The sequence below is a fragment of the Bradyrhizobium nivariense genome, assembly GCF_029846695.2.
Lineage (GTDB): Bacteria > Pseudomonadota > Alphaproteobacteria > Rhizobiales > Xanthobacteraceae > Bradyrhizobium.
The window spans coordinates 1-14,015 of record NZ_JARWCR020000064.1; the positions used below are offsets into that span (position 1 = coordinate 1).

Here is a 14,015-nt window from a genome sequence, read left to right on the forward strand (position 1 = left end):
TATGAGACACGCTATCGGACGCGAGTGATCAACAATTTGCACCGACGTGCCAAGGCATTCGGCTTTGTCCTGCACCCCTTGGAACCGGGAGCTGGTGCCGTTTCTTAGGAATCGTTCTCCAGCGTCAACTCCCCGATCTTGGCGTGCAGCGACCTCACATCGACCGCCGGCGTGGCAGGCGCCGTGCCCCCAGGTCCAAAAACTCCGGAAGCGCCACCCTCCAGCTGGGCCTTCCACGCCGTAATCTGATTGGGGTGAACATCAAAGTGCTCGGCCAGTTGAGCTATCGTCCGGTCGCCTTTGACGGCGGCAAGCGCCACCTTCGCCTTGAAGGCCGGAGTGTGGTTCCGGCGCGGTCGTCTGTTCATGGTCTCTCCTGATTCGCGGGCTTATCGTGCCCGCCGTCAGGCAGAAACTCCACTTAGCGTCCTGTTCAAATTTGCGAGTCCGGCTCTATGAACTAGCTGTATCCATTTGATCGTTTGAGTAAGGCAGGGTGCCGATAGCGTCGACTTGTGACGCCGCTGGAATAGCTTTCGAACCCAGATCCGGGCGGCGACGGCGTGCTGCCGTCGAGGCGATGATCGGCATAAGAGCAACCCCATCGAGCGTGTATTGCTCTCGGTTTGTATGGCAGCGGCGAACTCAGCCCATTGCCGCCCATCCAAATACGGTCGCGTGTCGTGAGATTTGCTTCGCTGTACCAGTCGTCTATTAGCCGCCAGTTTTCGATTTAGAATCGAACCCAATCCATTCACACTCAGCAAGATGGTTTCTTCGACTGCCGTACTGAACCCGAAACCTCCCAGTCGTTCAAATCTCCGTCTAGACCCGCAGCTGCCCGAAGTAAAAGGCCCTCGGAAACCAACAAGCCGTTCTTGTTCGAGGAGGCGATCGCGATTGCTCATCGCGAGCCTGTCGGGTTCTCACCGTCTCGAAACGGTGACGATCTCGATCGGAAGATTTAGATTCACTAGCATGCGGCGCACGACCGCGCGTTGTTGACCCCTTTTGTCCAATGCATGCGACAATGGCTGCACGATAGAACAGCTTGCACACGTACTTTGCAAGGCCGCGAGAATGCAAGCGTGCAGAGGCTTGGCGGGTTCGCCGGTTCGACGGGGTCTCAAATAAAGCCGGACAAGTCTCCCGGGAACTGGCGCAGAGACGAACCCGCCCCGCTTCGCGGCACGGCTTCTCACCGTTTGGGAAGTCACGAGACTATCTGCCGAGATCCTCATTTGGCCTCAACTGGAGCGGGTGCGAGGAAGGCGCTCACTAACGGTGATAACGGAGGTCGTCGAGCTTTCGGCCAGGGCGAGATGACGATCGTGCGGCCAACCTATCGTCGCAGCGGGCCCCGCCTCGTTATCGGACTGGCGCTCCTCTGCAAGGGCGCCGCGCAGTTCCCCGACCGTACTTGCTCGTTTGCATGTTGGACCTTGCACTAGCTTGACTTGGGCGTCCAATTTACGATCGCCCCGCGCAAGCCGTCCGGAATCCGATATGACTCCTGCGCCGCAGGGAATGCTCCGCTACGGACATCAGCTGCCCAGCGCGAGAGGCCCTCCTGCAGCAGCTGATGGCCCTCAACATAGACACGCACGAATTTTGGATAATGGCTTCCTGCGAGCCCCAACACGTCGTGGAACACTAGAACTTGGCCTGAGCAACTTGGACCCGCTCCGATCCCAATCGTTGGTATGGTTAGAGATTCAGTCGCTCGGGCAGCGAGCTCAGCCGGGATACCTTCGAGGACAAGAGCAAAGCATCCCGCCTGCTGTAGCTGGTGCGCATCGTCAAGCAGACGTAGGGCATCGTCCGCGTTCCGGCCTTGTACCTTGAAGCCACCCATTGCGTTGACGCTTTGTGGCGTGAGACCAAGATGGCCCATCACGGGAATTTCGCAATTCACCAAGGCTCGGATCATCTCGACACGCTTACCCCCTCCCTCAAGCTTGACGGCGTCGGCGCCACGCTGCAGGAAGCCTCCAGCGTTGCGTATCGTGTCGTCGGGACTGAGATGAAAGCTAAGAAACGGCATGTCAGCTACAAGCATGGCCCGAGGCCTTGTCCGCGCGACCGCCTCCAGGTGGTGATTCATCATCGCCATGCTGACCGGTAAAGTGTCATCAAACCCAAGGCATACATTGCCGACGCTATCGCCAACAAGAATGACGTCGACCACAGGATCGGCGATACGTGCCGTTACCGCATCATAAGCCGTGGTCATGACGATGGCGCGCCTTTCCTCTTTGAATCGTTGCAGAACGGGAATCGTGACGCGCTCAACTGACAGCTGCGAAATGTGACTCATGTTCGATCTGACCCGGCCGCGCATGTCTCTGGAAATGGCCTTTCCCTTGGAAGAGCAAATGGTCTCTGTCAATAGGGAGGCCGAAAAGTCGCGTCACTGAGAAGTTGGAAAGCACAAGTTTCCAATGATTGCGCGATCAGCAAACAAACTCTTTCAAGATGTTCCTCTGCGATGTGGTTCTGGGATTCCACCATCCAAACATTCTGCGACTCAAAACGGCGGCCTGGAGACGATCCACGCAAGCGGCGACAGTGAATGTCCTTATGAGGCTCCGATCTACGTGTCAAAGCCCACGTTAAGGCGGCATGTCCATTTCGTATGGCTGCTGATTGGCTTATGGCGCTCAAAGCCGCGGCTTCGGCGGACTGCAGGCACATTCCGCAGCGACCGTGATCCAGGCGAGCGAAATAGGAAAGATGCACCGGCGCTCGCACGGCTGCCGCACACTCCAGAATGCGGATGACGTGTCCACCATCTTCGCGTGCGCCGCCTCTTGATAAGATCCGCCGTCCAGGCCGATCTCCTCTAACAGTTTGCTGAAGAACCCCCTCGCCACGGAGGGGGCTTGATGATTCACTTTATCATCTCGAATCGGCGGAGGCGATCATGCGCGGCAGGTTTACGGATCAGGGCGGGCTGTTTTCGTACATCGCGCCCGATAAGCGAGTGCCAGCGAACCATCCGCTGCGGAAGGTCCGGGAACTTGTCCGGGATGTTTTGAGTGATTTGAACCGCAGCTTTGGGAGGCTCTATGCCAGCGAGGGGCGTCCTTCGATCCCGCCGGAGCAATTGTTGAGCGCCTTGTTGCTACAGGTGTTCTACGGCATCCGCTCGGAACGCCAGTTGATGGAGCAACTGGACTACAATCTTTTGTACCGCTGGTTCGTGGGACTGTCGCCGGACGATCCGGTCTGGGACCCGACCACCTTCACCAAGAACCGGGAGCGGCTGCAGAACGGCGATGTGTTCACGAAGTTCATGACCAGGCTTCTGAACCATCCGCAGGTCAAACCCCTATTGTCGGATGAGCATTTTTCGGTGGACGGAACGCTGATCGAAGCCTGGGCTTCGCAGAAGAGCTTTCGCCCCAAGGACGGCAGCGGCGGCGATGATGACGGCGCCAACTTCCACGGCCAGAAGCGCAAGAACGACACCCATGCCAGCACCAGCGATCCGGACAGCAGGCTTTATCGCAAGGCGGCCGGACGGGAGGCCAAGCTTTGCTATATGGGCCACGCCACCATGGAGAACCGGCATGGGCTGGCGGTGGCTGGCAGAGTCACGCATGCCAATGGCACCGCCGAACGCCGGGCTTCGGAGACCATGCTGAAGGCCAGACGCAAAGCCGCGGGCCGTCGCATCACGGCTGGTGAGGACAAGGCGTACGATACCGCCGATCACGTCGCCAACCTTCGCGCCATCGGCGTGACGCCGCATGTGACACAGAACCAGGCCGTCACCAAAACCGGCAAGACCCGCAACAGCGCGATCGACGAACGAACCACGCGGCATCAGGGTTATGGCATGTCGCAATCACGCCGAGCCATGGTCGAGTGCATCTTCGGCTGGGGCAAGCAGCATGGGACAAAGCGCAAGACCAAGCATCGTGGCATCGCTCGCGTCGCCGCCGACTTCCTGCTCAATCTGATCGCCTATAATCTGATCCGCATTCCCAAACTGCTTGCGTAGCCGTATCGGGCGGCAACACCGCCCTCACGCAAAAAAAAGCCTCGAACTGGCGACCCCATCACCTGAAACTCGATCGACGGCCTTTACCGAGACAAAGAAAACTCAAATCCTTGGGTTTTTCAGCAAACTGCTAATCAAAATGACGAACGACCTTCCGCAACAGGCCGCCACCAATGGGCGCATAACTTCATCACCTCGTGGCGAATTCGCGCAGGCATCCATACTGATCAACGGGTACCCAATCGCAATGACGCGATCGGATTGAAAACGAACGCGCGGTCACACTGTGGACCGGCCGGCGAAGCCCGCGGTCTCCCGGCCGGCCGCACCCACATTGCAGGATGCGAGGCAACAATCGTCCATTACGTAGGCAGTCTATGGTAAGGCTCTCTCAAGTCGTTCGAGAAGCGGACGACAGCTGGAACTCCTGGATCTTGCACTCCCGCGCGCGTCTTCAGGCCAGCGCATCGGCACGTCACAGACGCCTCATATATTTCGTCCAGGTCTCCTGCTGTTACGCAATACGGCGGCATCATGTAAATCGTATCACCGAATGGGCACAGCAAGAGATTGCGGTCTTTAAAGAGGGCGTGAAGCTTCGGGCCGACGCCTGCGAGATAGCCGGTCTCTCTCGTCTTCAGATCGTGTGCTGTGATTGTGCCGCAACGGCGAACGTTTGCAAAGCGCGGATCAGCGCGGAATGCTTCAATTGCCAGCTCTTGCATGGTTGCGACCGCAGCGATGCGCCGGTGACTTTCCTAGCCTTTCCACAGATCCAGGTTAGCCCTGGCGGCCGCATGGGCGACCGGATTTGCCATATACGAACTCGAGTGAAAGAATGTGCGCGTAAGGTCTTTTGAATAATGAGCATCGAAAATCTCTGCCCGGCAGACTGTCACGGCGAGCGGCAGCGCTCCTCCCGCGAGACCCTTCGAATAGCACGCTATATCTGGCCCGACATTGGCGAAGAATATTCCGGTGCGGCCTTAGCCCGTCATGCCTCATCGGCAATGAACAGGACGTCCGACGCCTCGCAGATTCGCTTCATCTCTCTTAGCTTCAAAGCTTGGTACATCAACATTCCGCCTGCCCCTGATACCAGTGGCTCGACGATAAAGGCCGCGGCATTATTTTCGTTCCGACATGCTGACTCAAGCGCATCAAGGTCGCCTGCTCACGACCGCTCGCAGGGAACGGGATTGAGGTCACGTCGAAGAGGAAAGGGCCGTACGCCGCGTTGAAGACACCGCGGGCCCCCACTGACATCGCCCGAAGGCGTCACCCTGATAGGAGTGTTGCATGACAACGATGCGTGCTCGCTGTTCGCCTATATTGTGCCAATAGCCGAGTACCATCTTCAAGGCGACTTCCACGCTGGCTGAGCTACTATCCGAGTAGAAAACATGTTCGACGCCTTGGGGGGTGCGAGGTTCAAAAGGAGCCGAGCGACCTCTTCAGCCGGATCGTGGGTGTAGCCGGCGAAAATGATTTGGTTCAGCTTGCCGGCCTGTTCTTCTGAATCGCGCTCACGATTTGCGGATGGCGATGGCCGTGGGTGACGACCCACCAGGATGAGATTTCATTGTTGATTCGATGGGCGCAGTGTAGAGATAAGCACCGTCGCCACGCACAACTTTGGTCATTTCGTTGTCAAGAGCATGCTGCGTGAATGGATGCCAAATTGGCCACCTCTTGTTTGGCATCAAGGCTCGAAATCGCCGGGGATAAACGAGCCCTTGAAGACAGCCTGCAGGCTGTCTGCCGTCAGAGGAGAAATCCAGGGAAGCCGTCCTAACCAACGCACCCGCGTGATGTCACAAATTGCGCTCTCAGTTTCAGAATTTCTTTCCCCGATGAATGCGATCCCAAGAAGTTCGATCTGGCGCTTTCGCAAGGCCTCTATCGACAGCAGAGAGTGATTGATGGTCCCGAGTTGCGTGCGGGCGCAAAGCACGACGGGAAGCCGCCACCGCTCGAAGACGTCGATGTAAAGTGCGCTGGAATGCAGCGGCACCATCAGTCCGCCGACGCCTTCGATGACGAGCGGTCGCGCCCCGGCATCCGGCACCACGAGCGAATCGGGATCGATGCGAATTGCGTCTATTTCGGCGGAATGATCCGGGGAAACGGGCGTTCTAAGGCGGTAACGCTCCGGAATGATCCGATCGGCCGACAGACCGCCCAGTCGTGCGACCAGCTGGCTATCGGTCTCTCCTTCAAGACCGGCCTGAATTGGTTTCCAGTAATTCGCGCCCAGGAGATGGGCAAGGCCTGCCGAAAAGACAGTTTTGCCGATCCCAGTATCTGTGCCGGTCACCACGATCCGCTGACTCATCGAGATCCGCCCCTCGTCTCCTCAGCGAGCACATCGAGCATCGCACGTACCTCTTCCTCTCCGACGTTAAACGTCAGTGAAATTCGTAAACGGGCCGTGCCGGCCGGCACCGTTGGCGGTCTGATTCCTCGGATGTCAACCTCGAGCCCGTAGCGCGGGGCTCGCCTCATGGCGCGGGCATTCTCGCCAACGATATAAGGCAGGATCAGCGAGTTCGAAGGACTTCTCTCGCCTCGCGCAACGATCTCCCAATGCGTCAACGCGACAAGCTTCGTCAGACGCTGTTGGCGCTCCGGCTCCTCCTGCAGGATCAACAGAGTCTCCCATGCGGCCACCGCCATTAACGGCGAAGGGGCGGTCGCGAAAACAAGCAGGCGACAGCGTTTGATTATGAAGTCGCGACAGCACGCCAGAGGCGGTGACAAGCGCCCGGGCAGCTCCCAGCGCTTTGCCGCAGCTATGAACAACGAGGAGATTTTCCCGTCCTTCATAGGGCGCTGTGAGACCTCGTCCCTGCTCGCCGCAAACACTGGTGGCATCCGCCTCGTCCACGACCAAGAACACATCGCGCCGGTCCGCGATCGCGAGCAAATCTTCAAGCGGTGCGGGATCGCCATCCATGCTGTAGAGACTCTCGACTACGATCCAGACCTGCCCGGCTCCGCCCGCGGCACGCCAGTCGCGAATTTCGCTCTCGATAGCCTGCGGGTCCTTATGGGCGCAGATACTGAAAGCGGCTCGGCCAGCTCGCGCCCCTTCATGAGTACTGGCGTGAACCAGAGCCTCAAAGCAGGTCGTGCCGTTGCGGCAGCATTGTCAGCACTGGAAAACTTGCGAAATAGCCACCGCCGAAGAAAAGCGCGGTCTGCGCCCCGAAGAACCGCGCTGCTTCTGCCTCGAGGCATTCGTGCTCCTCATAGTTGCCGCGCAGAAGCCGTGACCCGCCGGCTCCGATCGGAGTACCGGCTTCCAGCCCGGTCAGAATGGCCATTTTCATGCGCGGCGCGTCCGCCAGGGCCAGATCATCGCTTGATGGAAAGTGGGTACCGATGCGCGGCATGATACCGCGCAGGCGATCGTCTTCTTTAAGCGCATCCAAGCCTGCCACATAGCTGGCTGGTTTAGCGGCAATGACGGAACTCATTCTTCACTCGCTGAGCAACGATGGACGCCGCAAAACTCCAACTGGCGGCGAAGAACAGGGCCTTCCCGCGTTGGCCGTTTGAATTCAAACCGGCAGGATGCGATTTTCTCGATCAACCAGCACAATGCGCGGCCTGAAGATTCTTGCATCCTCCTCGTCAAACGACGCGTATGCGACGATACTTATCTTATCTCCGGGCATCGCCAGTCGGGCCGCCGCACCGTTCACGTCTACGGTGCCGGATCCTTGTGGCGCTTCTGTCACAAACGTTGCAAAGCGTGCCCCCGTCTCAAGATTGTAGAGTTCGACGCGTTCGTTGATCAGGATACCGGCCGCGTCCAGGAGCCCGCGATCAATCGAGATCGAGCCTTCATATTGCAGGTCGGCTTCAGTTACCGAGGCGCAATGAATCGTTCCCTTCATCAAGACAATCTGCATTTTTCACCTACGCTGATCGCTTGCGCGCAGCACCTTTATCGGTTTGAAAACCTATGCGAAGGCCACGTTGTGATTGTAAAAGTCGAGGCCGACGTCGGCGAGCCGTGCGGCCTGCTTTGGCGTGAGCATGCCGAGCGTTACGCACGTCTCCATGACAACACGTTTAATGGCGACAATCGTGTCGCAGACCTGATCGAGATCGCGGTCCTTTGGACTGCGCCAGGCCGCGACCATGCAGAAGCGAATCGCCCCGGCGGCCTTGGCGTGCTGCGCGGCGGCGACCACATCCGCGCGATCCATCAAGCGAGTCGCCTTCAGGCCAGTGTCGTAATGCACGCCCTGTGCGCAGTAGGCGCAGTCTTCAGGACAACCGCCGGTCTTGACGCTGAGCAAGCTTGCGGTTTCGACGTGGTTTGGATCGAAATTGTCGCGACGAACGGTCTGGCCGTGAAATAGGAGCTCGGCAAATGGCAGCTCGTCAAGCTCTCCCGCTTCGGCACATTCCCAGTCGCGGCGGACCGGCGCGCCGTTGCGGCCGCTATTGCCTTCGACTTCCACAGCCCCCCGAGACTTTCGCTCATTCATATAGACGACACCATCGTGCGTAGCCCCGCAAAGCAATACTCTTGCCCGGTATTAAACGAGAATTATCGCCGAGTTGCGCCGGGATGGCGCTCATATCAGGCTTATAGCCGCCTCTCACGCAGGATTCCCTCGCAGCATCGAGGAACGCGCAACAACACTCCTCAGCGCCCCTCACTCAGGCAACTAGCCGATGCGTACGTGGTTGCGCTCCATAGGATCCTTTCCTGATACTAATGTGTTTTGCCGCGCGCCATATATAGTGGATCCACGGACCTGCTCTATTCGTCCCCCCGGCCGATTCCTCGTCGGTGCGGTTATGCACGTCGCATTCCGCACAATAACGGTGTTCGGACGCGCCGCTTGTGCGAGCGCTGCCCCGCGCCGCCTTCAGAAGCGCAGCGGGTTGGACTCTGGGGCGCAGAGTGGTGACCCGCACGCCCTTGGCGAGCCTGTGCACCATTAGGTCACCTAGGCTCCATCGACGGTGTGCTCGCCGCCGGTAGGAGCAGCAGTGTCCTTTGCCGCCACTCGACTTAAACACCGACGCGGCGAAATCCGTTATGAGACCGCACTCATCTGCCCAAACAGAGTTGCCGCTTGAGACGGCCCGAGCCCGACGATGCCGGCGGAGGCTGCCGGAGGCACCGGGATGAGCTGACGTATCCGCCTCCAGAGATGCAGGCAATAGCGACTAATGTCGACATATTGAGAGCGAGGAGGATGCAGCTGCATCACGCATTCCTCCTGATCCACAACAGATCTTTGACGAGGTACATTTCGTGCCAGCTTGGAGGTCGCCGTCGCGCCGACACCGAGCCATGCACCCATCCCGGACGGACGAAGCCGATAATCTTGAGGTGACATCCACAAGGCCCCTGCACGAAGAAGTGAGCGAAAGGACCAGAACCCGGTGCGGTGGTGAATCGGCCATCGCCGACGCGCCCTGCCTGGAGTCTTTCTACAATTTGCTTCCTCACGCGTTCCTCCTTGCTTCGGCCGATAGAGTTGACGCCGGCACCGCTCGTGTCCTCCGACTGATATATCGAGCGGTTGCCACCTGGCATGGGCAGTCCCAAATACTCCTGATCATCTGCACCGAACTTACCTGGATGAAGAACATCGGTTCTGTCCGGAATCGTCCACCGGAGAGTTCTGTTGTGGTTGGTTTTTCGACTATGATTTTCGCTTGGATTTTCTCGTCATGCGTGACTTCGTTGCGAACCCGCCTCATGCTGACGATCCGCGCAGACGTCTACGATGGTTTGGCTCCGCAAGCCTGCCAGCAGGAGCTTCTGCTCGCCGCTTCGCCTTAGTAAGCCGCAACGTTATGGCGTTGAGCTATCCGTGTTTGGTCCAAGATACCAGAGCTCGACTGAAACGCCTCACAGCCAAAATGGCGGCGGAAGCCAATTCGCGTAGCATGATCCGGCGAACCGGTTACTTTGCCACCCAAAGACACGTCGCCGGCGTCAGCAGATGATGCAAAGTGATGCCAATGCTTCGCCAGTTCGTCGAGCGAGAGGCTTGTAATTTCGCGCTTGCGACGATCAGACGGCGGGCATCCATCTCATTCCTTCCCATGTCCAGCAGTTAGCCAGCTTGCCGCCTGAGACACCGTCAATGCGTCATCTAAGTGGCCGGCCACCCTTGACTCACAAGCGATACACGGCCAGAGGCTCGGACGCGCTGACCGCACTTTTGAGCAGCCTCGCTCATTGGCGTTACCGATCAGGGCGTTTGCCCTAGAGCCGTCCGACGGCGAGGCTTGCGCTGCGATCACAACGCCTTGACCTTCGATGCAACCGTTCGCTCCGGCGGGGATCAGAACTTCCCGTCAACCTCATTTCTTTGCCGCTTCTCCGCGCGGCGAGCCAGCTTATCATATTCCTTGGCGATCTTGAGGAGCCTGCGTCTGGATATGTCGTCCTTGAGCGACTCCGCTTTTACTCGCGTCGCTTCCGCACGGCCTCGCCAATGTTTGGCGTCGGGGAATGGCTTCTTCTGCTTCATGCAAAAGACGATGTCATTTTTAGATCAAGAGAATGCGACACATGCCCTACGTAAGATCCCGTAGGTTGGCTTTCGCAAAAGCACCTCATTTGCCGTCATCTGCCGCCCGCTCTGTCAATGTCTGAGATGCGACAAACCACTCGCAGTAGACGCAAGCGCGTCGAGTGAGCTTGACTGCGGTCTTCTTGGTCGAGAACGCCCGCTTGGAAATCCCACGCCAACGCACAATGATAGTGGAGATTGGACTCATTGGGGGTTCGCGTCAGATCGCGCGCCAAATGCGCGACTCTCGACGTAAGGGCTTGAATCGGACGTAGCGTCAGACTGTAAGGTCTTCGATACAGCTGACGACCGTGCCTGGCACGTACAACAGCTTCCGGGCAACCAATTGGGAGTGTGTCATTTGGAGCTCAGATTGCAGAACACCCGCGATGCCTCGAAACGCCTCAGTGGGGTAGCCTCGGCGAATCATTGCAAGATCTCGCGATGAAACGGGGAGTGCAGGAGAACCGGATACTAAGATCGGAGCAGCATCACCGGTGGCGATTGCCCGATTTGAGATATTGCTCATGGCGGAGATCGCCTTCCGGAGCTCAGCGCTTCGCTGCTCACAGTGGAATGGAAGTTGGAGGCCATACAGGTGGTCGTGATCCACCTACCGCGAACCTACGAATGGCTTGCTCGCGCGGAAACCGATCAGCTGTCGGCATACACGTCGGCACAGTGTTTGGTACGCATCCTCCTATCGCGACATCTTCGTCATGCCTGGCTGCAATGATTGGGCCATCGTACGAAAGCTGGTCGGATTATGAGCTGGCTCACAGCTTGCTGAGCAATCTCAGGAGGGTTCAGGCCTTAGAGACTACCACTGCCTCCTCGATATGCGCATCGAAAGCTCAAGGAGCCCGACTGCATGCCTGCCTCATTCGGGCCCAACGATCGGCCCTTTCGAGCAGGTCGCATGTCCGAGGCGGCCATCCTATGGCCTGGCTCGCCGCGCGAGTTGCGCAAGCAGAGACAGTGGAACGGCTTCTCGGTCCCGACCGGTCGCTTACCACCTGTCCGCGCCGCAATTCCACTGGTCGCCCCCAAGCAGTGGAGCGACACCCGACGAAGCCGAACGAAATCCGCCGGATTACAAACTTTCGTATAGTCCTTCAAAACCGTTTCGATGTGGAACGTTTACCTCCGTACAGTTGAGCGATCGATGCATAGTCTATACACGGTCTATACACGTCCAGAATTCGGTGCTTCGAGAGCGTGACGCTTCCGCATCGGAGGCCGACGCGATTACAGGTCGTCGATCGCGGGACGACATTAACATGCGCAGAGAAAAGATTTGTCAAACCAAGCGAGCAAACGGCGGGTCGCTCTCATCACCGGCGTGACTGGACAGGACGGCGCCTATCTCGCCGAACATCTGCTGTCGCTCGGCTATATCGTGCACGGCATCAAGCGGCGCTCGTCCTCGTTCAACACCGCGCGCGTCGACCATCTCTACCAGGACCCGCATGTCGGCAAGGTGCCGTTCCTGATGCACTACGGTGACATGACGGACTCGACCAATCTGATCCGCCTGGTGCAGCAGATCCGGCCGACCGAGATCTACAATCTCGCGGCCCAAAGCCACGTCGCCGTCAGCTTCGAAAGCTCCGAATACACCGCCAACGCCGACGGCATCGGCGTGCTGCGGCTCCTGGAAGCAATCCGCATCCTCGGCATGGAGAAGGAGACGCGGTTCTACCAAGCCTCGACCTCCGAGCTCTACGGCCTCGTGCAGGAGATCCCGCAGAAGGAGACCACACCGTTCTATCCGCGCTCGCCCTACGGCGTCGCAAAGCTTTACGGCTACTGGATCACGGTGAACTACCGCGAGGCCTACGGCATGTTTGCGTCCAACGGCATCCTGTTCAACCATGAGAGCCCGACCCGCGGCGAGACCTTCGTGACCCGCAAGATCACGCGCGGCGTGGCGCGCATCGAGGTCGGGCTCGAGCAGACGCTCTATCTCGGCAATCTCGATGCCAAGCGCGACTGGGGCCATGCCAGGGATTATATCGAGGGCATGCACATGATCCTGCAGGCCGACAAGCCGGACGATTTCGTGCTCGCCACCGGCGAGACGCGCTCGGTGCGGAAGATGGTCGAGCTGTCCTTTGCGCAGGTCGGCCGTCGCGTCGAATGGCGCGGCGCAGGCGTCGACGAGACCGGAATCGATGCCAAGAGCGGCAAGACCCTGGTGAAGATCGATCCCACTTACTTCCGCCCCACCGAGGTCGATCTCCTCGTCGGCGATGCCACCAAGGCACGCGAGGTGCTCGGCTGGACTCCGAAGCGGAGTTTTGCGGAACTCGTCGCCGAGATGGTGGCGAGCGATCTGGCGGAGGCAAACCGGGATGCGACCAATGCCAAACGCACCGTTTGAGCTCAACGGCAAGAGCGTTTACGTCGCTGGCCATCGCGGCATGGTCGGCAGCGCGCTCGTACGCCGGCTCGCGCGAGAGGATGTGAAGCTCTTGACGGTGGACCGTAGCGAGGTCGATCTCTGCAACCAGGCCGCCGTGGTCAACTGGTTTGCGAGGACCCGGCCGCAAGTCGTGTTCCTTGCCGCTGCAAAAGTCGGCGGCATCGTCGCCAACGCCACGCTGCGCGCCGAGTTCATTTACGACAACATCGCGATCGCGGCCAATGTGATCCGTGCCGCGCATCAAAACGGCGCCGAGAAGCTGATGTTCCTCGGCTCGTCCTGCATCTATCCGAAGCTGGCCGCCCAACCGCTACGCGAGGACTCCGTGCTGACCGGCCCGCTGGAACCGACCAACGAGCCATATGCGATTGCCAAGATCGCCGGCATCAAGATGGCGGAGGCCTATCGCAGCCAGTATGGCAGCGACTTCATCAGCGTGATGCCGACAAATCTCTACGGCCCCGGCGACAATTATCATCCCGAGCTCAGTCACGTCGTCGCGGCCCTGATCCGCCGCTTCCACGAGGCCAAGGTTTCGAGCGCGAAGAGTGTCATTGTGTGGGGCACCGGCACGCCACGGCGCGAGTTCCTCTATGTCGACGACATGGCGGATGCCTGCGTGCATTTGATGAAGACCTATTCGAGTGCCGAGCTGATCAATATCGGCACCGGCGAGGACATCACCATCGCCGAATTTGCGCGCGTGGTCGCCGAAACCGTCGGTTACAGCGGCGAGATCAGTTTCGATACCTCCCGGCCCGACGGCACGCCGCGCAAGCTGCTCGACGTCAGCCGTCTCGCGAGCCTCGGCTGGTGCGCGAGGACATGGCTCACACATGGAATGCGGCAGGCCTACCAAGCCTTCTTGGCGGCATCGGCTACATCGGACAAAAGGAGAGAACCATGCAGCTGCTAGGCGCTGATGGCGCTCATTGTTCGGCTCCAGAAAGTTGCTTTACGATCTTCCGGCGAATTCGCCAGGGCTCCACGTGTTTGCTTGCAGCTCGCGCGCCGCCGGGTGACGCGTGCC

At 59.0% G+C, this 14,015-nt stretch carries 8 protein-coding genes and 4 pseudogenes; 3 read left to right on the forward strand and 9 right to left on the reverse strand.

Annotated elements, in window-relative coordinates:
- Positions 1-110 precede the first annotated feature (110 nt).
- Positions 111-368: pseudogene (locus tag QCM77_RS35210) on the reverse strand (transposase); the annotation flags it as partial.
- A 1,079-nt stretch (positions 369-1,447) separates the two neighbouring features.
- Positions 1,448-2,317 (reverse strand): 3-methyl-2-oxobutanoate hydroxymethyltransferase, encoded by an 870-nt coding sequence (gene panB / locus QCM77_RS35215; protein ID WP_280096042.1) that lies wholly within the window; start codon positions 2,315-2,317, stop codon positions 1,448-1,450.
- A 606-nt stretch (positions 2,318-2,923) separates the two neighbouring features.
- Here panB and QCM77_RS35220 point away from each other — a divergent pair.
- Positions 2,924-4,006, forward strand: coding sequence for an IS5 family transposase (locus QCM77_RS35220; RefSeq protein ID WP_280096043.1), 1,083 nt, complete (start codon positions 2,924-2,926; stop codon positions 4,004-4,006).
- A 362-nt stretch (positions 4,007-4,368) separates the two neighbouring features.
- Here QCM77_RS35220 and QCM77_RS35225 read toward each other — a convergent pair.
- The 7 genes and pseudogenes from QCM77_RS35225 to QCM77_RS35255 all read right to left on the reverse strand — a co-directional run bounded on the left by QCM77_RS35225 (position 4,369) and on the right by QCM77_RS35255 (position 10,518).
- Positions 4,369-5,709: pseudogene (locus tag QCM77_RS35225) on the reverse strand (adenosylmethionine--8-amino-7-oxononanoate transaminase).
- Positions 5,709-6,341: a dethiobiotin synthase gene (bioD, locus tag QCM77_RS35230; RefSeq protein WP_280096044.1), complete on the reverse strand. Its 633-nt coding sequence runs from the start codon at positions 6,339-6,341 to the stop codon at positions 5,709-5,711. The pseudogene QCM77_RS35225 and the gene bioD overlap by 1 nt, the downstream one beginning before the upstream one ends.
- Positions 6,338-7,485: pseudogene (locus tag QCM77_RS35235) on the reverse strand (8-amino-7-oxononanoate synthase). The gene bioD and the pseudogene QCM77_RS35235 overlap by 4 nt, the downstream one beginning before the upstream one ends.
- Positions 7,486-7,569: 84 nt before the next feature.
- The gene (panD, locus tag QCM77_RS35240; protein ID WP_280096045.1) at positions 7,570-7,923 is read right to left on the reverse strand and encodes an aspartate 1-decarboxylase; all 354 of its coding nucleotides are present in this window, start codon (positions 7,921-7,923) and stop codon (positions 7,570-7,572) included.
- A 63-nt stretch (positions 7,924-7,986) separates the two neighbouring features.
- Positions 7,987-8,508: pseudogene (locus QCM77_RS35245) on the reverse strand (radical SAM protein); the annotation flags it as partial.
- A gap of 558 nt (positions 8,509-9,066) precedes the next feature.
- A complete protein-coding gene (locus QCM77_RS35250) occupies positions 9,067-9,372 on the reverse strand; it encodes a DUF7694 domain-containing protein (protein WP_462804371.1) in 306 nt (101 codons plus the stop codon).
- 957 nt (positions 9,373-10,329) lie between these two features.
- The gene (locus QCM77_RS35255; protein ID WP_280096046.1) at positions 10,330-10,518 is read right to left on the reverse strand and encodes a hypothetical protein; all 189 of its coding nucleotides are present in this window, start codon (positions 10,516-10,518) and stop codon (positions 10,330-10,332) included.
- A 1,339-nt stretch (positions 10,519-11,857) separates the two neighbouring features.
- On the opposite strand from QCM77_RS35255, the gene gmd reads away from it, so the two are divergent.
- Positions 11,858-12,943: a GDP-mannose 4,6-dehydratase gene (gene gmd, locus QCM77_RS35260; protein ID WP_280096047.1), complete on the forward strand. Its 1,086-nt coding sequence runs from the start codon at positions 11,858-11,860 to the stop codon at positions 12,941-12,943.
- Positions 12,924-13,901 carry a GDP-L-fucose synthase gene (gene fcl, locus QCM77_RS35265; protein WP_280096048.1) on the forward strand — a complete coding sequence of 326 codons (978 nt, stop codon included), beginning with the start codon at positions 12,924-12,926 and terminating at the stop codon, positions 13,899-13,901. Before gmd ends, fcl begins: the two co-directional genes overlap by 20 nt.
- The last annotated feature ends 114 nt before the right edge of the window (positions 13,902-14,015 follow it).

Bases quoted from the DNA above. Each gene is read 5' to 3' on its own strand.
- QCM77_RS35220 (WP_280096043.1), top strand. From the start codon at position 2,924: ATGCGCGGCAGGTTTACGGATCAGGGCGGGCTGTTTTCGTACATCGCG.
- fcl (WP_280096048.1), top strand. From the start codon at position 12,924: ATGCCAAACGCACCGTTTGAGCTCAACGGCAAGAGCGTTTACGTCGCT.
- bioD (WP_280096044.1), bottom strand. From the start codon at position 6,341: ATGAGTCAGCGGATCGTGGTGACCGGCACAGATACTGGGATCGGCAAA.
- panB (WP_280096042.1), bottom strand. From the start codon at position 2,317: ATGAGTCACATTTCGCAGCTGTCAGTTGAGCGCGTCACGATTCCCGTT.
- panD (WP_280096045.1), bottom strand. From the start codon at position 7,923: ATGCAGATTGTCTTGATGAAGGGAACGATTCATTGCGCCTCGGTAACT.
- QCM77_RS35250 (WP_462804371.1), bottom strand. From the start codon at position 9,372: ATGTCACCTCAAGATTATCGGCTTCGTCCGTCCGGGATGGGTGCATGG.
- QCM77_RS35255 (WP_280096046.1), bottom strand. From the start codon at position 10,518: ATGAAGCAGAAGAAGCCATTCCCCGACGCCAAACATTGGCGAGGCCGT.